Origin of the sequence: Sphingomonas sp. PAMC26645, assembly GCF_004795835.1 — a bacterium.
GTDB lineage: Bacteria > Pseudomonadota > Alphaproteobacteria > Sphingomonadales > Sphingomonadaceae > Sphingomonas.
The window spans coordinates 970,206-989,155 of record NZ_CP039249.1 but is presented as its reverse complement, the minus strand read 5'-3'; the positions used below and the strand labels follow the sequence as shown (position 1 = coordinate 989,155).

General features: G+C 63.3%; 23 protein-coding genes. 16 read left to right on the top strand and 7 right to left on the bottom strand.

The window, feature by feature from the left end:
- Positions 1 to 10 precede the first annotated feature (10 nt).
- The 11 genes from E5673_RS04785 to E5673_RS04735 all read left to right on the top strand — a co-directional run bounded on the left by E5673_RS04785 (position 11) and on the right by E5673_RS04735 (position 7,136).
- Positions 11 to 598 (top strand): alpha-ketoglutarate-dependent dioxygenase AlkB, encoded by a 588-nt coding sequence (locus E5673_RS04785; protein WP_136189141.1) that lies wholly within the window; start codon positions 11 to 13, stop codon positions 596 to 598.
- Positions 599 to 725: 127 nt separating this feature from the next.
- Positions 726 to 1,253 (top strand): MarR family transcriptional regulator, encoded by a 528-nt coding sequence (locus tag E5673_RS04780; protein WP_247599581.1) that lies wholly within the window; start codon positions 726 to 728, stop codon positions 1,251 to 1,253.
- A 218-nt stretch (positions 1,254 to 1,471) separates the two neighbouring features.
- Positions 1,472 to 2,347 (top strand): LysR family transcriptional regulator, encoded by an 876-nt coding sequence (locus E5673_RS04775; RefSeq protein WP_136189139.1) that lies wholly within the window; start codon positions 1,472 to 1,474, stop codon positions 2,345 to 2,347.
- Positions 2,348 to 2,496: 149 nt separating this feature from the next.
- Complete coding sequence (gene msrB, locus E5673_RS04770) at positions 2,497 to 2,940, top strand: peptide-methionine (R)-S-oxide reductase MsrB (RefSeq protein WP_136189138.1); 444 nt, start codon at positions 2,497 to 2,499, stop codon at positions 2,938 to 2,940.
- A 1-nt stretch (position 2,941) separates the two neighbouring features.
- Positions 2,942 to 3,481, top strand: coding sequence for a peptide-methionine (S)-S-oxide reductase MsrA (gene msrA, locus E5673_RS04765; RefSeq protein ID WP_136189137.1), 540 nt, complete (start codon positions 2,942 to 2,944; stop codon positions 3,479 to 3,481).
- 68 nt (positions 3,482 to 3,549) lie between these two features.
- The gene (locus E5673_RS04760; RefSeq protein WP_136189136.1) at positions 3,550 to 4,254 is read left to right on the top strand and encodes a glutathione S-transferase N-terminal domain-containing protein; all 705 of its coding nucleotides are present in this window, start codon (positions 3,550 to 3,552) and stop codon (positions 4,252 to 4,254) included.
- A complete protein-coding gene (locus E5673_RS04755) occupies positions 4,251 to 5,219 on the top strand; it encodes a magnesium and cobalt transport protein CorA (protein WP_136189135.1) in 969 nt (322 codons plus the stop codon). Before E5673_RS04760 ends, E5673_RS04755 begins: the two co-directional genes overlap by 4 nt.
- A complete protein-coding gene (locus E5673_RS04750; protein ID WP_247599580.1) occupies positions 5,210 to 5,788 on the top strand; it encodes a hypothetical protein in 579 nt (192 codons plus the stop codon). The genes E5673_RS04755 and E5673_RS04750 overlap by 10 nt, the downstream gene beginning before the upstream one ends.
- A 61-nt stretch (positions 5,789 to 5,849) precedes the next feature.
- Entirely contained in the window at positions 5,850 to 6,299 is a 450-nt protein-coding gene (locus E5673_RS04745) for a hypothetical protein (protein ID WP_136189134.1), read from the top strand.
- A 61-nt stretch (positions 6,300 to 6,360) separates the two neighbouring features.
- The gene (locus E5673_RS04740; protein WP_136189133.1) at positions 6,361 to 6,762 is read left to right on the top strand and encodes a RidA family protein; all 402 of its coding nucleotides are present in this window, start codon (positions 6,361 to 6,363) and stop codon (positions 6,760 to 6,762) included.
- An 83-nt stretch (positions 6,763 to 6,845) separates the two neighbouring features.
- On the top strand, positions 6,846 to 7,136 hold the full coding sequence (locus E5673_RS04735; protein ID WP_136189132.1) for a DUF2218 domain-containing protein: 291 nt from the start codon (positions 6,846 to 6,848) through the stop codon (positions 7,134 to 7,136).
- Positions 7,137 to 7,199: 63 nt separating this feature from the next.
- Here the strand turns inward: E5673_RS04735 and E5673_RS04730 are convergent, their stop codons facing one another.
- Both E5673_RS04730 and E5673_RS04725 read right to left on the bottom strand, forming a co-directional pair.
- Positions 7,200 to 7,670 carry a redoxin domain-containing protein gene (locus E5673_RS04730; RefSeq protein ID WP_136189131.1) on the bottom strand — a complete coding sequence of 157 codons (471 nt, stop codon included), beginning with the start codon at positions 7,668 to 7,670 and terminating at the stop codon, positions 7,200 to 7,202.
- A gap of 42 nt (positions 7,671 to 7,712) precedes the next feature.
- Complete coding sequence (locus E5673_RS04725) at positions 7,713 to 8,144, bottom strand: heme-binding protein (protein WP_136189130.1); 432 nt, start codon at positions 8,142 to 8,144, stop codon at positions 7,713 to 7,715.
- Between the two features lie 480 nt (positions 8,145 to 8,624).
- On the opposite strand from E5673_RS04725, the gene E5673_RS04720 reads away from it, so the two are divergent.
- The 4 genes from E5673_RS04720 to E5673_RS04705 all read left to right on the top strand — a co-directional run bounded on the left by E5673_RS04720 (position 8,625) and on the right by E5673_RS04705 (position 12,128).
- Positions 8,625 to 9,230, top strand: a complete 606-nt coding sequence (locus E5673_RS04720; RefSeq protein WP_136189129.1) for a sulfite oxidase-like oxidoreductase — start codon at positions 8,625 to 8,627, stop codon at positions 9,228 to 9,230.
- Positions 9,223 to 9,969 (top strand): ferredoxin reductase, encoded by a 747-nt coding sequence (locus E5673_RS04715; protein ID WP_136189128.1) that lies wholly within the window; start codon positions 9,223 to 9,225, stop codon positions 9,967 to 9,969. Before E5673_RS04720 ends, E5673_RS04715 begins: the two co-directional genes overlap by 8 nt.
- Before the next feature lie 181 nt (positions 9,970 to 10,150).
- A complete protein-coding gene (locus E5673_RS04710) occupies positions 10,151 to 10,645 on the top strand; it encodes a DNA starvation/stationary phase protection protein (RefSeq protein ID WP_136189127.1) in 495 nt (164 codons plus the stop codon).
- A 238-nt stretch (positions 10,646 to 10,883) separates the two neighbouring features.
- On the top strand, positions 10,884 to 12,128 hold the full coding sequence (locus E5673_RS04705) for a DUF2254 domain-containing protein (protein ID WP_136189126.1): 1,245 nt from the start codon (positions 10,884 to 10,886) through the stop codon (positions 12,126 to 12,128).
- Between the two features lie 95 nt (positions 12,129 to 12,223).
- On the opposite strand, the gene E5673_RS19605 is transcribed toward E5673_RS04705, so the two are convergent.
- Positions 12,224 to 12,388 carry a hypothetical protein gene (locus tag E5673_RS19605; protein WP_168711570.1) on the bottom strand — a complete coding sequence of 55 codons (165 nt, stop codon included), beginning with the start codon at positions 12,386 to 12,388 and terminating at the stop codon, positions 12,224 to 12,226.
- Between the two features lie 63 nt (positions 12,389 to 12,451).
- Positions 12,452 to 12,535, bottom strand: a complete 84-nt coding sequence (locus E5673_RS20215; protein ID WP_348769897.1) for a hypothetical protein — start codon at positions 12,533 to 12,535, stop codon at positions 12,452 to 12,454.
- A gap of 101 nt (positions 12,536 to 12,636) precedes the next feature.
- Here E5673_RS20215 and E5673_RS04700 point away from each other — a divergent pair, with 101 nt between their 5' ends.
- Positions 12,637 to 13,518, top strand: a complete 882-nt coding sequence (locus E5673_RS04700) for a polysaccharide deacetylase family protein (RefSeq protein ID WP_136189125.1) — start codon at positions 12,637 to 12,639, stop codon at positions 13,516 to 13,518.
- A 172-nt stretch (positions 13,519 to 13,690) separates the two neighbouring features.
- Here E5673_RS04700 and gyrB read toward each other — a convergent pair whose 3' ends face one another.
- The 3 genes from gyrB to E5673_RS04685 all read right to left on the bottom strand — a co-directional run bounded on the left by gyrB (position 13,691) and on the right by E5673_RS04685 (position 18,813).
- Positions 13,691 to 16,222 carry a DNA topoisomerase (ATP-hydrolyzing) subunit B gene (gene gyrB / locus E5673_RS04695; protein ID WP_136189124.1) on the bottom strand — a complete coding sequence of 844 codons (2,532 nt, stop codon included), beginning with the start codon at positions 16,220 to 16,222 and terminating at the stop codon, positions 13,691 to 13,693.
- Positions 16,223 to 16,737: 515 nt separating this feature from the next.
- The gene (locus tag E5673_RS04690) at positions 16,738 to 17,541 is read right to left on the bottom strand and encodes an OmpA family protein (protein ID WP_247599579.1); all 804 of its coding nucleotides are present in this window, start codon (positions 17,539 to 17,541) and stop codon (positions 16,738 to 16,740) included.
- Between the two features lie 84 nt (positions 17,542 to 17,625).
- Complete coding sequence (locus E5673_RS04685) at positions 17,626 to 18,813, bottom strand: DNA replication/repair protein RecF (RefSeq protein WP_247599578.1); 1,188 nt, start codon at positions 18,811 to 18,813, stop codon at positions 17,626 to 17,628.
- Between the last annotated feature and the right edge of the window lie 137 nt (positions 18,814 to 18,950).

Here is an 18,950-nt window from a genome sequence, read left to right as displayed (position 1 = left end):
CATCCGCTCGATGGCCAATCCGACCGCAGACCTTTTCGGCACGCCGCTCCTCCCCGGACTCGCGTACCGCGACGCATTGATCGACCGGGATGAGGAGGCGATGTTGATCGCCCGGATCGACGAACAGGATCTGGCGCCGTTCCAATTCCAGGGTTGGCTCGGCAAGCGGCTGACCCGTTCGTTTGGCTGGCATTACGACTTCGACACGAGCCGGTTCGGCGAGACCGATCCGTTGCCCGACTGGCTGGTGCCGATCCGCCGGCGCGCCGCCGCGTTCGCGAAACTGCCGGAGGAGGCGCTCGTCCAGGCGTTGCTGATTCGGTACGATCCGGGGGCCGGGATCGGCTGGCACCGCGACCGCCCGGTGTTCGAGCATGTCGTCGGTATTTCGCTCGGCGTGCCGGCAACGATGCGGTTCCGGCGGCGCAAGGCAGGCGGCTTCGACCGCGCCGCCGTGCCGCTTGCGCCGCGGTCGGTGTACCATCTCAGCGGCGAGGCGCGGCATGACTGGGAGCACAGCATCGCCGAGATGGAAGTGACGCGCTGGTCGATCACCTTCCGCAGCTTTACCGACCGCGCACGGCAAGACCGGCGCTGACGTTTCTGCGGTTCGGCGCGGTTAAGTTGACGGCGTACGAGGCTGGCGGTCTCGCCCCGTTTTATTGGACACAGTCCGATCGGGGTATCGCTTGCCCTATATGCTTCGCGCACATATGGATCTGGCGATGGATAGTCCTCGAGATCGCAATATCTTCGGCGCATTCGCGCTCATGATCAGCGACGACATCGTGCGTGCGACGTCCTTGCAAGCGCCGGAAGCTGGCCCTGCGGCATCGGCGCTCGCGTTGCTTGCGCACCAACCCGGGCTCTCGATCCGCATGCTGGCAATCGGAGTCGGCCTTTCACATGCAGGGGCCGTTCGCCTGGTCGATCGGCTGGCGAGCGATGCGTTGATCGAGCGTCGGGAGCATTCGACGGACGGCCGTACGCGTTCGCTCTACCTTACGCCCGCTGGCAAGATCTCCAGCGACAAGGTCTTGGCCTCCCGCGATCAGGTCATTGCCGAAGGGCTGACGATCCTCACGCCGGACGATCTGAAGATCCTGTCCGACATCGCCGAACGCGTCCTGCGCGACCGCCTCGAAAACCTCGATCACTCCTACCGCATCTGTCGCCTGTGTTGCCACGAAGGGTGCACGAACTGCCCTATCGATGCCGAATTGCTTGAGCGAGGCGTAGACCGCGAGGCGTAGGACGAAGCGCAGGAAGTTCGCGATCGTGCCCGCTTGACGCCAGCTATCGAACAAACAGCGAGGAACCAGCGCATGTCGCTGCGCCAATAATATATATGCGCCATGCATATAGCAATGGCCTTGAACCGCAACTATATGCCTCAAGCATACTTATACAGGCTTCTTACCAACCGCGCACTCCGAGGACGAAGAAGCAGTCAGGCTGAGGGGTCGAGGCTATGGAACTCAATCAAGTCCGCTACTTCATCAACTTAGCCGAGACGCTCAATTTCACGGCGGCAGCACGGCTGAGCAGCGTGTCACAACCCAGTCTGACCCGCGCGATCCATCGCCTGGAGGAGGAGCTCGGCGGGAGACTGATCCACCGCGACGGGAAGAACAGCCGCCTTACCGGCCTCGGTCAGGACGTCGAGGCGGAATTCAGGCGCATGGCGGCGGCGGTCAGGAGCGTCCGCGATCATTCCGAGAACTGGGCGATGGGACGGCACCGCGTATTGGACGTCGGCGTCGCGCCAACCGTCGGACCAAAGGAATTCTCGGCGTTTTTCGAGAGCGCGTTGGCGGAGGTGCCGTCGGTCGAAATCAAGCTGCACTCGTTACAGTCGAACGAGGACGCATCGGAGGTGCTGTCGGGAAAATACCATGCCTGCATCCTGCCGCGTGAAACGCGGCCCGACCTCAAGTTGAGCGTGCACCCGTTATTTCGCGAACGCTTCGTCCTCGGCTGTTCCGCGACCCATCCCCTGGCCGCCGGCGAGGTCGTGCGTGGCGAAGATCTGGTCAGGTTTCCGTTCGTCGACCGGTTGAAATGCGAGTTTCGCGACGAGATCCGCGATCACTTCGCGCGACGGGACGTGCTCGTGCAGCCTCGCTTTCGATCCGATCGCGAAGACTGGGTGCAGCGGGTCGTCGCCGACAGCGACGCGATATGCATTCTTCCGGAACGATCGGCCACGGCGCACGGCCTCGTCACGCGTCCGATCGACGGGTTCGTCCTGGAGCGCGAAGTCGTGATCGCGACGGTCTCCGGCTCCACCGCGCCAGTCGAAATACGCAAGATCGCGCAAATGGCGGCCCGGTACGCGTGGAATTGAGTCACGGCATGAACAGTATCGGTGGTATGGAAACTATACGTCCGGCGTATTGGATAATTCCAGGAGGTACTGCGATACACTGCATGATGACGAATACTATTTTCTGAACGTAGATCCTTCGTTCCTCCTGAAAAGTATTGAGTGATATCATGAAGTTTGAAAGATCGCAGGACGCAGTCGATCGACTGACCCCGGAGCAACGCCGGGTGACGCAGCACTCGGGTACCGAGCGGCCCTTCACCGGAGAGTATGACGGCAACAAGGAACCTGGCATCTATGTCGACGTCGTATCGGGCGAGCCGCTGTTCGCCTCGACCGACAAATACGAGTCGGGCTCCGGCTGGCCGAGCTTCACCAAGCCGATCGTCCCGGCAAACGTGAACAAGGTCCGTGACACCACGCACGGGACGGTCCGGACCGAGGTCAGGTCGGTACACGCCGACAGCCATCTCGGCCACGTGTTCCCGGACGGTCCCGCCGACCGCGGTGGCCTGCGCTACTGCATCAACTCGGCGTCGCTTCGCTTCATTCCGCGCGATGAGATGGAGAGCGAAGGCTACGGCGAATATCTCGATCAGGCAGAGGAGGCTTAATATGCACGAGCGCGCCATTCTCGCAGGCGGATGCTTCTGGGGCATGCAGGATCTGATCCGCAAGCGGCCCGGCATCATCTCGACCCGCGTCGGCTACACCGGCGGGGATATTCCGAACGCCACCTATCGCAACCACGGCACGCATGCCGAGGGGATCGAGATCGCCTTCGACCCGGCGGTGACGAGCTACCGGGCGATCCTCGAATTCTTCTTCCAGATCCACGATCCCACCACCAAGAACCGCCAGGGCAACGACATGGGGCTCTCCTACCGGTCGGGCATCTATTACGTCGACGACGCGCAGAAGCGCGTTGCCGAGGACACGATCGCCGACGTCGATGCCTCCGGGCTGTGGAATGGCAAGGTCGTGACCGAGGTCGTGCCGGCCGGCGATTTCTGGGAGGCCGAGCCGGATCACCAGGATTATCTGGAGACGCGGCCGAACGGCTACACCTGCCACTTCGTGCGTCCCGGCTGGGTGCTTCCGAAGCGCCAGACGGCTGACGATACGCAGCCCGCGACCGGGATCGCCGCGGAATAGACGCCACCACCGTTCAGCGCCGGTCTGGTCCGCAATCCTCCATGACCGCAGCACCAGGATCGCAGATTATGACCGACCTCTCGTCCTTCCCGATCACGCAGCGCTGGCCGGCATCGTATCCCGATCGCATCCAGCTCTACGCCACGCCGACCCCCAACGGCGTCAAGGTCTCGATCATGCTGGAGGAAACCGGCGCGGCGTACGAGCCGCATTTCGTAGACATCTCGAACAACGAGTCAAAGGACCCGGCGTTCGTGGCGCTCAATCCGAACGGCCGCATCCCCGCGATCATCGATCCGGCGGGGCCCGACGGTAAGCCCCTGGCGCTATGGGAGTCCGGGGCGATCCTTCTCTACCTCGCCGAGAAGACGGGCCGGTTCATGCCCGTCGACCCTGCCCGACGGTACGAGACGCTTGCCTGGGTCTTCTTCCAGATGTCGGCGATCGGACCGATGTTCGGTCAGCTCGGCTTCTTCCTGCGATTTGGTGGTAAGGATTTCGAGGACAAACGGCCTCGGCAGCGCTTCGTCGACGAAACCAAGCGTCTCCTCGGCGTCCTGGACCGTCAGTTGGACGGCCGCGACTGGATCGTCGACGACTATTCGATCGCGGACATCGCGACGATAGGCTGGGTGAATGCGCTGGGCGAATTCTACGCTGCCGGCGCCATTCTCGGTCTCGACGACTATGCGAACGTCCAGGCGTGGCTCGAACGCGCGCTGGCGCGACCCGCGGTGCAGCGCGGACTGCATATCCCCGCGAAGCCGGCATGAGCGTAATCGCCGCCTATTATTACCACGAAGGCAAGCGGATCCGGGCAATCGCGCTCGATGAAAGCATCGAACTTGGCGAGGATCGCACGGGCTTCTGCTGGATCGCGCTCGGCGAGCCCACCGATGACGAACTCAGCAAGCTCCAGTCGACCTACGACCTTCATCCGTTGGCCATCGACAACGCGATGCACCCGCTGTGCCCGCCCAAGCTCGAAGTCTACAATGACGAACTCTACATCGTTGCGCAGACCGCGGCGCTGGTGGGCGACCGGATCATCTACGGCAAGATGGCGATCTTCACCGGTCACAATCATCTCATCACCGTGCGGCACGGCACCGCGGGCGCGCTGGGCAACCTTCGCGCGCAACTCGAGGGATCGACCACCTTGTCCCGAAAGGGTGTCGACTATGTCCTGCACGCCATCCTGCACCGCATCGTCGACCAGTACCTGCCGATCTTCGAGATGATCGAGGACGACGTTCTGGCGATGGAGAGACGGTCGCTCGACGACTTCCTCGAGCGGGAAGACGTCGTCCGCATCTTCGAACTGAGGTCAGAACTCACACGATTCCAGCGCACGCTCGGCGCCATGGGGGAGCTGGTGGGGAAGCTGGTTCGGGGCCATTTCCCCTGCATCAGCGCCGACGTGACACCCTATTTCAGCGACGTCGCGGACCATCTCCACCGCGTACAGTCGATGGTCGACGGCCTTCTCCACGTCCTGTCCACGGTCTTCGAGGCGAGCAGCCTTTTGGAGGCGCAGCGGATGGGCGTGATCACCCGCCAGCTCGCGGCGTGGGCGGCGATACTGGCGGTCCCGACCGCGATCGCCGGAATTTACGGCATGAACTTCAAGAACATGCCGGAGCTGGACGCGACCTACGGATACTTCATCGTGCTCGGCGTGATCGCAGTGTTCTGCCTGCTGCTGTTCGTGCGCTTCAAGAAGGCCAAATGGCTATGACGACCCAACTGACCGACATCCTCGAAGCGGTGCAGGCGTTCGTCGCCAAGGGCTACGACCACGAGTACCGCGTCAAGGACGGCACTCTCGTCGATCTCGAACTTGGATCGACCATCGAGGCGTGCACCATTCGCGTCGACGCGGCGTTGCGGCTCGAAAGCGGCGATGACGGCGAAGACGCCTCCAACATCTACGCGATCACCGACCCGGCAACCGGGCACCGCGGCCTGTTGATCGACGCGTTCGACGTCTTCCACGAAATCTGTCCCCGGGACCTGTCCGAGCGGCTCGTCGCGGATCGGGAAACGGTGGCGACACGCGACCGGGACGCGCCGACCAAGCACGGGCTGCGCAAGGTCTTCAAGGACGAGTTCCACCGCGATCCCGAGCGCTACGTTCTGCGCGAGGGCTTTCCGGACTTTCCGTCATGCCCGTTCGGCGGCGGTTTCAGCATCCTCGGCTTCGACACTGCCGAGCAGGACTATGTCTGGCTCGTCACGAGCATCATCCGGGGATCCCGGCTGATCCGCGTTCCCTACCAGGGCGAAGACGTCATCAGCGACGAATAGCGACGTCACTGGAGCACGAGTCCGCCGAACTATCGAAGCACCGTAACGCAAGGACGTCATCATGGACTGGAACAAGGCCCATATCCGAGACACGATGCTCTCGCTGGAGACCGCAGCGCTGCAGAGCGCTCGGGAGAACTACCTCGACTATGTCTTCACCGCCAAGGTCGATCAAAGCGAACCGGTCGAGAACGACGAGCTGGCCCAGGCCGAGATCGCCAGCGACCTAGCCGAAGCGCTCGACGACACGCTGCACGATTACGCCGACAAGATCGACAAGCTCAGGATGATCGATTTCGGCCCCAAGTCGACGGTCGAGGAAGGTTCTGTCGTCAAGCTGTCCGGCCGCTACTTCGCGATCGCCGTATCGACCAGCCGGTTCACCTGTCAGGGGCGTGAGGTGATGGGCATTTCGACGATGGCGCCGATCTTCGAGGCGATCGAAGGCGCGCGAGAAGGCGAGACCGTGCAGTTCAATGGCCGCGACCTCATTGTGGAAGACGTGGAATAGGGTCCGGCTACCGGCCGCAGCGCCGGTGCCGAACGCCGTTCATCTCATCAAGGGCAAACTCATGACGACACCGTCGTTCTTCATCACCCCAGGCTACGGAACGCGCCTGCATGACGCGCTGCATTACTCCCAGGCGATGCGCATAGGCGACCGCGTGGAGATTTCCGGACAAGGCGGCTGGAACGACGATCTCGTCATTCCCGAGGCGATCGAGGAAGAAATCGCGCAGGCGCTCGAGAACGTGGAACGGACGCTCGCGACGGCTGGGGCAAGCTGGCGGCACGTCGTCCACGTCAATTCCTACCACGTCGGCGGCTTCCCTCCCGTCATCAACGAGACGATGGCCAAGCTATACCGCCACTACATGCCCGACCGCGCGCCGATCTGGACGCAATTGGGGGTAGAGGCGCTGGGGCTTCCCACCATGCGCATCGAAATTCGCGTGACGGCGATCATAGCGTGATCCGCCTTTGATCCGTGGCGTGACGCGTATCTCGGGAAAATTCCACATTTTTCATCGAAGCACAAAGTCTACGGGAGCACTTCATGTTCGAAGCCGAAGCACGCATCGCCACGATCGATGGCAGCCGCTATCTGACCGAGATCGCCGAGGCGTGGGTACACACCTATCCGGTTCGCTACGATGCGCTGACCGCGGAGATCGAGCTTCCCGGTGGTCAGCTTATCATGACAGCCGATGGCGATAGCTTGTCGCTCCGGCTTGTGGGCACGGATCATGGTCCCTTCGATGCCGCAAAGGAGGCCGTGGCCAAACACGTGGATCGCGTGGCTGAACACGATACCGGGGTGCGCTGCGTCTGGCATGAGATTTCCTGATCGCACGCGGGACGATCGAACCGCCCAAATCTAGCAGTCAGGATTGAGCCCTCGCTGCATAAGCTATGCCTGACCCAAGTCCGCGATGAGCGTGTCCGCATCGAGATGGAAATCCGAGAAGACGATATGGCCGCGTTCATCAATCACTGTGAACCAGGGTGTTCCTCGCGTGCGGTAGTCTTCCATGAAGGTCGGCAGCGCCTGCCCGGTCGGTGGCTCATCGTGACCGAAAGCGAGGGGAAGGTCATATTTGCGCTGGTTCACGCGCAACGTCTCGAATGTGTTCTCGTCCGCGCCTTCGAAGACGGTCTGGATCACCGCAAACCCCACGCCCTGGGGGCTCAATGCGCGATGTAATTTTTGTAGCGTCGGAAACCCGTGAAGATGGCAGCCGGGGCACCAATGCTGGAAGGCGAACAGGACCTTCGGGCCGGGCCCGATATCCGACAGCGTAAGCGGCGCGATCGCTCCTCCGTCGCCGCCGATCCATTTCTGCACCCGCAGCTCGGGGGCTTGGCGTTGGTCGATGTTCATTTGCTACTCCAATTACAATGCGGATCGTCGGCTGGGCGGTCGTCAGGCCGGTAGCTCGAACCCGATTTGCTTGAGTGCCGCTACGCAGGCATCCTGGTCCTGCTGATAGTTGCCGCCGGAGATGCCGATCCCGCCGATCAACTTGCCGTCCTCCAGGATCGGGTATCCGCCGCCGACCGCCACCATCCGCGGACGATAGGCAAGCGGCGCCACTTTCGAATCGTTGGTCACATACTCGTTCCAGACATGCGTCGGGAACCCGAACGAGGCGGAGCTCCAGGCCTTGTCGATGGCAACGTCGACCGTGAGAAACGGCGCGTCGTCGGTGCGCTCGAACGCGCGCAGATAGCCGGTGGCGTCGACGACAGCGACGGCAGCCGGGATGCCGATCGCGCGTGCCGCGGCGAGGGCCGCGTCGATGAGGGCGACCGCAGTCTCGCGGTTGATCGACGCGGTGGCGATGGATTTGCTCATGGGATTTCCTTCGCCGAGGCGCGATCCGTCGGCATTTGTGAGGTTGGAGATGAGTTTCTCGGCAACGATCATTAGTCTACGACTATGGCTGCGTGGCCAGCGCAATTCAAATAGCTGCTGCGTATAGTTTCCATAGGGAACGACTTGGCACGTACCAGATTAACTTCGATGCGTATCGGCCGAATAATTCAGAACCGACCGATCGATCGTAAGACCCGCGCCTAGCCACGCACATGACAAAACTACCGAAACGTATTAAAACTATAGCGACAGGGTATTGGATAGTCAGACTGGGTGGGCGCTAAACCCCATTTGCAATCATCGGGCGTCATAGCAGGTCAAGATCATGGCCGTTCCATCAGGCCACCCTGCTTATTTTCGAGTCAAACAACTCGTTCGACAGTTGCAGCCACAAGGATGTAGCATCAGCTTCTGAACTCAAGCCCGATCCGTTCCATCAGCCAACCCAAGGGATTCATCATGGTCACCAGAGGATTCTCCGGCCGCGGTTCAAGCGGCGATGACTCCGGTCGAGTTCCGCCAGGTCAGCATCTCGTGGAAGATTTTCCCGTCCTGTCCGCTGGCCCTACGCCGCACGTAGAGCCTTCCGATTGGAAATTCACGGTCAAGATCGGTCCGAAGCCCGTCAAAGTCTGGAACTGGAGCGAGTTCAACGCCCTGCCGAAGACGAAGGTGACCAAGGACATTCACTGCGTCACCTCCTGGTCCAAGCTCGACACCGCCTGGGAGGGCGTGCTCATCGAAGACATACTTGCCGATGCCGGGCTCGACCCGCCCACCGATTTCGTGTTGGCGCACTGCTACGATAAGTATTCTACGAACGTACCTTTGGCGGATCTGCTGTCAGGCAAGGCGATGGTCGCCCTCACCTATGCGGGCGAGCCGCTTCCGCGCGATCACGGCGGGCCCGCGCGCCTCCTGGTCCCGCACCTCTACTTCTGGAAGTCCGCCAAATGGGTGAACGCACTGCAGTTCACGACGCGCGACGAACCCGGATTCTGGGAAGGTCACGGCTACCATATCTACGGCGATCCATGGCGCGAACAGCGATACACCAATGACTGAGGGCGGCGCGCAAACCGTGGCATGGCAGTCGTGCGTGATCGAGGACATCGTCCAGCAGACACCGAGCATCAAGAGCTTCTTCCTGCGATTGAGCAAGCCGTTCGCGCACATCGCAGGGCAGCATGTCGATGTCCGGCTGACCGCGCCCGACGGCTACAGCGCGATGCGAAGCTACTCGATCGCGTCCGCGACGACGTCGTCCCCGATCCTTGAACTCGCGATCGAGCGACTGCCGGACGGTGAAGTCTCGTCGTTCTTCCACGACGTGGCGGCGATCGGCGACGATATCGAGCTTCGTGGTCCGCTTGGGGGTCATTTCCTGTGGCCGGATCCCGCCGTGGATGCGGTGTTGTTGATCGGAGCGGGCTCCGGCCTCGTGCCGCTGATGGCGATGATCCGGCACCGCCATACGCTATCCACGACCGTCCCGACGGCGCTGTTGCTATCCGCACGCACCGAGGCGGACGTTCTCTTCTCGGAAGAGCTGCATGCGACCGAAATGGGCGACGCGGCATTCGTCCTGGCGCTGACGATCACCCGAGAAGCCCCGGTCCGCCCGTCGGACTTCGGGCGACGGATCGACGGCGCGATGGTCCAGGAGGTCGTGGCGCGACTTCACCGAAAGCCCAGCCAAGTCTTCGTCTGCGGATCCAACGGTTTCGTCAACATCGCGACCGAGGGCGCCTTACTGGCCGGCCTGCCCCCCTCCATTATCAAGACCGAGCGCTACGGCGGCTAGTGATTGCGGACGTGCAGCCCAGACTTGGTTAGTCGGCCGTCGGATCCGCTTTGCTCGTAGTCATCAAAACTATAGCCTGTGGTCATTGGACATCGTCCGGCGATCAACTCATCCTCCTTCAGCGCTACTTGCGGAAAACCGGTGCCAACTACCGCGCGAGTCACGATTGAGGAACCGACCGATGACGAACGCCCATGTTGCCGCTAATCCGACACCGTCCGACCTCGACGAATGTGCAACCATGACTGTCGCCGACACCCTGAAGATCATATTGGCTGACAGCTATGCAATTTACCTGAAGACGAAGAACTTCCACTGGCACGTCTCCGGACCTTATTTCAGAGACTATCACCTGCTTCTCGATGAGCAGGCCGCACAGATTCTCGCTGTCACCGACGCGATTGCCGAGCGCGCCCGAAAGACCGGCAACACGACCATCCGGTCGATCGGCGATATCGCGCGGCATCAGACCATAATGGACAATGATGCCGAGTTCGTGACGCCGCAGGACATGCTGAGCGAACTCCGTGCCGACAATCTTCTCCTGGTCGAGTCGCTTCGCCGTGCCAAGGACGTCGCGGACGTCGCCAGAGACAATGCGACGTCCGGCCTGATCGATACTTGGACCGACGAGGCGGAACGCCGTGCATGGTTCCTCTTCGAAGTCAGCCGCTAGGTCCGCGCGCCATGCTCCGCCCCATGCTCGCGACCAGCATCCTCACCGGCGTCGCATCGTCTCTATGGTCGTGGATGATGAGGCTCGAGCTGGGTCTGGGGTATCGCCGGAGCACTAATCGCAGTGCCGCTGGCCACGGCAATCGTGATGATCTGCGGCCAGTTCGATCTTAGCCGCTGGATTGCCAAGCCGTTGTGGTCATAATGATCGTGGATAACGACCGTTTGAGAGACGCAGCATGAGGCAATGGTCGTGGATCCTGAAGCGGATCATCCGGCAAATCTGGTTCCGCGCGGCGATCATCAGCCTGCTCAGCGTCGGGCTGGCGATCGTCGCCGGGCTCGTCACGCCGTATCTGCCCTACACGTTCGATGCGGATATCGGGCAGCGATCGGTCGGTACGATCCTTCAGATCATGGCCTCCAGCATGCTGGCGGTCACGACCTTTTCCCTGACCGCGATGGTCAGCGCCTATTCCTCGGCGACGCAGCTCGCGACACCGCGGGCGACCCAGCTGATGGTGAGCGATCCGACTTCGCAAAACGCGCTGTCGACGTTCCTTGGCGCCTTCGTCTTTTCGATGGTGGGTATCGTCGGGCTGAACACCAGCGCCTACGGCCATGACGGCCGGATCATCCTGTTCGCGGCGACGGTACTGATCATCCTGCTGGTGGTCGGCACCTTGTTGCGCTGGATCGGGCATATCACGGCCTTCGGACGGATGGCCGACGTGATCGACCGCGTCGAGGAGGCTGCGACCGAGGCCATGCTAGATTTCGCCGCGCATCCGTATCTCGGTGGGCGGGCTCCTGTCGCCATCCCCGCCGATGCCGTGGCACTGAGTGCGCCGCAGACCGGCTACATCACGCATATCGACGTCGCCGCGCTCGGCACCATCGCCGACCGCCACGATCTGACAGTGTATGTCGACGTCCTGCCCGGCACGATGATGCACCCCGCGCGTACGCTCCTGCAGGTCAAGGGGGAGGCGAACGACGCTGTCCGTACCGCGCTGGTGAAGACCTTCACGATCGAGCGACATCGCTCGTTCGATCAGGACCCGCGGTTGGGGTTGATCGCACTGTCCGAGATCGCGAGCCGCGCGCTGGCCCCGGCGACCAACGACCCGGGTACGGGTATCGAGGTCCTCAACGCCTTGCTTCGTGTATTCCTGACGCTCCGGCCGGGCGCAGCGAATGTCGAGGACACGGTCAAAACCCATCCGGTTCACATCGGCAAACCGACGATGGACGATATGCTGACGGACGCGTTCGGGCCGATCCTGCGCGAAGGTGTTCAAGAGGTCGAGGTATCGCTGCGGCTGACAGCGACGCTGGCGGCGCTGCACGCGAACCTGCCTGGTTCACATGCCGCGATCGAAAGCTGGGCGCACCGCCACGCAAAGCGGGTGGCGACGACGATGGCGGATCCGGATGACCTGACGGCATTCGACACGGCCTATAGAAAGCTCTGGCGTGCTTGAGGCTGGGGCATAACCCCCGATTGCCGGGCAACCCCTTCGAAATACGGCGTCACAAGCAGATGCGGCATCGCCAGTGCCGCGATGCCGGCAAATAGCTACCGCACGCCTGAAAGGTCCCACCGCAGCAGCAGCCCGCCCACGATCCCCACCATCATCACGGCCGCGACGAGGACTGGCGCGGTGGCACGCAGGTACGCGGTGGTAGTGACGCACTGCAGGCGATCACGATGCTCTTTCGTCTGTGGCACCGCGTGCAGCATCAGGAACCCGACTGAATATCAGGCTGGTGACGATCATCAGGACATCAAGGACGATGACCGATGTCAGATACCCGCCAACTTCCCCGCCTTCCCGTGCTCATGAACTACCAGCAGCACCAACCCCGCCAACAATATCGGCGTCGTCACCGACCAATCGACATAGCGTGCCAGCGGCAGAGCATTTCCCAGAAATCGACGCAGCGTGAGATAGCAGCGATGCCATTCGCTAGTTTGTGCGTTGCATCGCCATGAGCAACTCGAACCATGACCGCTATGACTACCGCCCCATCACCGACCGGCCGGACTACGACTGGCCGGACGGACGTCGCCTCGCAATCTATCTCGGCGTAAATTATGAGGTCTTCGACTTCGGTGGCGGTTTGGGGCCAAAGTTAGCGCCGTCCCAGACCGAACCTGACGTGATGAACTATGCATGGCGCGACTATGGCAATCGCGTTGGGGCATGGCGGCTTTTTGATCTCTTTGATCGATTGCAGCTGCGGACCACTGCACTCCTGAATGCTGACGTGCTCGAGCGTTGCCCCGGCCTGGCAGAAGCATGCCGTGATCGTGGTGACGAGATTGCGGCTCACGGCAGCAGCAATGCGAAGGCGCAGGGGAACATGGTCGGCCTGCGCGAGGATAGCTTGATCGCAGACGTTACCGAGAGACTGGCGACACTCGGCATACGACCGTCCGGCTGGTTGGGGCCTTGGATTTCGGAAAGCCAAAACACGCCGGATTTGCTGGCCAAGAACGGCTATCGCTACGTGCTCGATTGGGCGCACGATGATCAGCCCACCCGACTGTCGACCAAATATGGCGGGCTTCTCTCCGTTCCTTACTCCCAGGAGATCAACGACCTCCCCGCGATCATCGAGCGCCACCAGGAGGCAGAAACGTTCGCGGCCATGATACGCGCAGGCGTGGAACAGCTGTTGTCCGAATGCGACCGACGGCCGCTCGTCCTTGGTATCGCGCTTCACCCCTTCATCATGGGGCAGGCACACCGCGTTCCAGCACTCGCCCGCGTCCTGACGGAGCTTCGGGAAGCGGACGACCCACGTATCTGGTGGACGACCGCCGGCGATATCGCCGCCCATGTCGAAGCGAATGACATGGCGGTCTGACCGGCTCGTATCGAACTAGCTCACGACACGCGCGTCGAGTGCTCGGACCTCGTCAGCGACATCCGGCGGTGGACTAGGACTGCGAGCACACGATTCGAACTGAAAAACGATGGACCTTTATTGCAACGCATCCTGCGAAAACTGCAGGATATGTTGCAATGTGAGGTGCGGCTCAGACGTCGAGGTTGGCGACGTTCAGCGCATTGTCCTGGATGAACTCGCGGCGGGGTTCGACGACTTCGCCCATTAGCTGGGTGAAGATCTCGTTCGCGCTCTCGGCGTTGACCGCGGTGACGCGGAGCATCGAGCGGACCGACGGGTCGAGCGTGGTTTCCCAGAGCTGTTCCGCGTTCATCTCGCCGAGACCCTTGTAGCGCTGGATTGCAAGACCTTTCCGCCCGGCGGTCAGGATCGCATCGAGCAGGTGGCTCGGACGCGAGACCTGCGTCGAGCCGCGTGCGGCGACGGCGGTGACCGAGCCGATCACGCCGGCACCGGCCTCCGCACCCTCTTCAGCCTCAGGCTCTTCGGCCGCCGCCGCCTTGCTGGCGGGGACGAGGTTCGAGGTGTGGGCGTAGCTCTCGGAATGCTCGCCGGACAGAGCGTGCAGCTTGCGCGCCTCGGCCGACACTAGGAAGCTGGCCTCGATGATGTGGTGGTCGGTGACACCGCGCCATGCGCGCTGGAAATGAATGCCGCCGTCCTCGGTCAGCACCGCGGTCCAGCGGGCATCGCCGTCGTCGAGTTCGAGACGACGCGTGACGATCTCCAGCCGCGACGTGCGATCCTCGACCGACGCTTCCGGATCGAACACGCCGCCGAGTGCCAGCGCCTCGATCATCCCGGCATCATAGCGCTTGGGGACGTAGCGCATCAGCGTCCGCATCCGGCGCGCGTGATCGACCAGATCCTTCAGGTCGCGACCCGAACGACCGCCACCGGGACCGTCGAGCACCATCGTATTGACGCCCGCATCGACCAGATATTCATCGAGCGCCGCGTCGTCCTTGAGGTACACTTCCGACCGGCCCTTGGTCGCCTTATACAGCGGCGGCTGGGCGATGTAGAGATAGCCGCCCTCGATGATCTTGGGCATGTGACGGTAGAACAGCGTCAGCAGCAGCGTGCGGATGTGCGCGCCGTCGACGTCTGCGTCGGTCATGATGACGATCTTGTGGTAGCGCAGCTTGTCCGCGTTGAAGTCGTCGCGGATGCCGGTGCCCATCGCGGTGATGAGCGTGCCGATCTCGCGGCTCGACAGCATCCGGTCTTCGCGCGCGCGCTCGGTGTTGAGGATCTTGCCGCGCAACGGCAGGATCGCCTGGAAATGGCGGTCGCGGCCCTGCTTTGCCGAGCCGCCTGCCGAGTCACCCTCGACCAGGAACAGTTCGGACTTGGCGGGATCGCGCTCCTGGCAGTCGGCGAGCTTGCCGGGCAGCGAGGCGATGTCCATCACGCCCTTGCGACGCGTCAGTTCGCGGGCGCGCTTGGCGGCTTCGCGCGCGGCGGCGGCGTCGATGATCTTAGCGACGATCGCTTTCCCGTGCGCGGGGTTCTCTTCCAGCCATTCCGCCATCTTGTCGGCCATCAGGCTTTCCAGGGGCTGGCGAACTTCGGACGAGACGAGCTTGTCCTTGGTCTGGCTGCTGAACTTCGGATCGGGCAGCTTGACCGAGACGATCGCGGTCAGGCCTTCGCGCATGTCCTCGCCGGTGAGCTGGACCTTTTCCTTCTTCAACATGCCCGATTTCTCGGCATAATTGTTGAGCGTGCGGGTCAGCGCGGCGCGGAACGCGGCCATGTGCGTGCCGCCGTCGCGCTGCGGGATGTTGTTCGTGAAGGCGAGGACGTTCTCGTAATAGGAATCGTTCCACTGCAGCGCGACGTCCATCGTGACGTCGTCACGCGTGCCGCTGATCGCGACCGGCTCGGGCATCAACGGCACCTTGGCGCGATCGAGATACTTTACGAACGCGGCGATACCGCCCTCGTAATAGAGCTCGACGGTCTTCATTTCCTCGTGTCGCGCGTCGCTGAGGAACAGGCGGACGCCCGAGTTGAGGAACGCGAGCTCGCGATACCGGTGTTCGAGCTTGTCGAAGTCGAAATCGGTGATCTTGAAGGTGGCGGGCGACGGGAAGAAGGTAACGCGCGTGCCTTTTTGACCCTCGGTTGCGGGTCCGACGACCTTCAACGGCGCGACCGCATCGCCGAATGCGAAGCGCATGTAATGCTCCTCGCCGTTGCGCCAGATCGTCAGGTCGAGCCATTCGCTGAGCGCGTTGACGACCGAGACGCCGACGCCGTGCAGGCCGCCCGAGACCTTGTACGCGTTCTCGTCGCTGGTGTTCTCGAACTTACCGCCAGCATGGAGCTGGGTCATGATGACCTCGGCTGCGGACACGCCTTCCTCGGTGTGAATGCCCGTGGGAATACCGCGGCCGTTGTCGGTGACGGAGACCGATCCGTCGGCGTTGAGGACGATGTCGATCCGGTCGCAGTGCCCGGCGAGCGCCTCGTCGATCGCGTTGTCGCTGACCTCGAACACCATGTGGTGGAGGCCCGAACCGTCGTCGGTATCGCCGATATACATGCCGGGGCGTTTGCGGACTGCGTCGAGGCCCTTCAGGACCTTGATCGAGTCCGCGCCATAGTCGCCCATGTTCGGGAGGTTGGGATTGTTGGTTTCGGGGTTGGATGCCATGCCGAGTATATAGGCATTCGAGGGCCGAAACGGAAGCGAAATGGCCTGTAGGGGCGAGGCGTGCCGCGCCGGAAGTGCACGAAGTGCAGACGCTGGGAGCGTTTTGCGGCGCGTGTGCACTTCGAGGGTCGGGCGGGCTGGTTTCGAGGGGGTTGGGATCACCATGCGGGGATGGTGACAGAGGTGGGCTGTGTAGGACAGCGCGCACCCTAGCACCGCGCCGGCGAAGGTAGCACCGCGCCGGCCGAGGCCGGGGTCCAATTGGAAAGGTTGCGGTAACGACGAACTGCACTTCGTCAGCAATGTCCGCCAATTGGGCCCCGGCCTTCGCCGGGGTGGTACAGGTTGGGTCAGGCTTGTCCCTCTCCCTCTGGGGAGAGGGAGGGAGGAGCCGTAGGCGACGGAAGGGTGAGGGGGAGTTGGGATCAGCCTTGCGAGCCCCACTCCCCTCTCCCTTCCCACCGCAAGCGCGGCGGGCCCCTTCCCTCTCCCCGGAGGGGCGAGGGAGACCGGCTTCAGAAGCGGTCGGCGCGCTGGCCTAGTAGGGTCACTTCGACGCGGCGGTTGAGGCGCATGCCAGCCGGCGTTGCGTTGGTCGCGACGGGCTGGTTCTCGCCGTGGCCGACGACGCTGAAGCGGGCGCGGACGACGTCCATGTCGTCGAACGCCTGGCGGACGCTGGCCGCGCGACGTTCGGAAAGGTCCTGGTTATGCGCATCGGTGCCGCGCGAGTCCGTGAAGCCGTCGATCGCCACGCGGACGCCGGGGTTGCCGCGCAAATAGCGAGCGAGCGGCCGCAGCTTCTCGATCGCGCCGGGGCGGAGCACGGCGCTGTCGGTGCGGAACAGCACGTCCTCCTGCAGCGTCAGCGTCGCGCCGCGCGGCGTCTGGCGGAAGCCGTAGTTGCGCATTGCGCCGCGGTCCCAGGTGGTCACGGTCTCGACCACCGTGGTGCCGCCGCGGTCGCCGCGATAGCCGCGCGGGTCACGGCCGTATGCATCCCAGTCGAAGCGGTCGCGGCGGGGGCCTGCAATGCGCCCGAATTCGCGGTTGGCGTCGTCGGCCTCCCGCGGGCTGATCCGGCCATCGCCGTTCGCGTCGAAGTTCGGCATCACGAACGCGATGCCGCGCCGCGTATTGCGCAGTTCGGGGAAGAGCACCGGCACGCCTGCACCTTCCAGGCGATAGCCGGGGCGTAACCAGGGGGCACGGCTCATGTCGTAGCGACCATTGTCGCGGGCTTGCGCGAAAACGGGGGCGGTGGTTGCTGCGACCATCAGGACGCCAAGGGCTACGCGCGTGAAATTCCGGGTCATCATCGTCTCTCCGTATCTTCGATAGACGGAGCTTTGCCCGCGCCCGCTTGAACGCGCGGTGAGCCTGCTCGACAGCGCGCGTTCAGCCTAACGCCCGACCGCGATCCGCGTTGCCTGGGGGCCGATCGCGTCGAACAGCGCGTCTTCGGTGCCGGTCATCCACACCTGGCCGCGGCCTGCGAGCCGCGCGAACAGCGCCGCGCGGCGGGATGGGTCGAGATGTGCGGCGACCTCGTCGAGAAGCAGGACGGGGGGCTGGCCGGTGCGTTCGGCGACGAGGTCAGCGTGGGCGAGCACGATGCTGAGGAGGAGCGCCTTCTGCTCGCCGGTCGAGGCGAGCGAGGCCGCTCGCGCCTTGTCGAGGTGGGTGACGATGAGGTCGACTCGGTGGGGGCCGCTGAGCGTGCGCCCGGCAGCGGCATCGCGCGCGCGGCCCTGGGCGAGGTCGGCTTGCAGGCGCGTCGGGTCGCCGGCCCAGCCTTCGAGCGTCAGGCCGGCGCGCGGGAACGGGCCGTCGTCCTGATGCGCAAGCCTCGTCCCGAGCAGGGTGACAGTCTCGCGCCGGGCCGCATCGACGGCGGCGCCATGCTCGGCCATCTGCGCTTCGAGTGCTGAGAGCCAGTCGCCGTCGGGGCGGCCTTCGTCGGCGAGCAGGCGGTTTCGCGCGCGCATCGCGGCGTCGTAGCGGGCGGCGTGGTGGGCGTGGCTCGGGGCGAGCGCTAGCGTGAGGCGGTCGAGAAAGCCGCGACGATCGCCCGCGGGGGCGACGAAGAGGCGGTCCATCGCGGGGGTGAGCCACAGAATCATGAGCCACTCGGCAAGTGCGTTGGCGGTGGTGGTCGCGCCCTGGATGCGGACGATGCGGCGTTCCGGGGCGGAGGCTAGCGTGCCGGTGGCGACGTCGACTTCGCCTGAAGTCTGTATCTGCCCCTGCACTTCTGACTCCCCTTCCACTTGCGGGAGGGGTCGGGGGAGGGGCGCGTTTTCCTCGACGCCGGACGCCAGTACGTACGTCGCGCCCTCCCCTAACCCCTCCCGCAAGCGGGAGGGGAATAAGATGGCTGCTACGCCGAAGCCACCTGCCCCGCCTTGTTGTGCCATCTCGCCTAGTGCAGCCCTCCGCAGCCCGCGGCCGGGGGCGAGCAGCGACACCGCCTCCAGGATATTCGTCTTGCCCGCGCCATTCTCGCCGGTCAGCACGACGAACCCTGGTCCCGGCGTCAGCGTCAGGTCGGCGTGATTGCGAAAATCGGTAAGGACGAGGCGCGACAGCATTGCCTCGGCCTTAGAGCAGTTTCGAAACCGATTGCATCGCCCTTTTCCGTTCGCCCTGAGCGAAGTCGAAGGCGCGGTTTAAGCGCCGGTACTTCGACTTCGCCCAGCACGAACGGGTAAGGGCCCGATCCGATCAC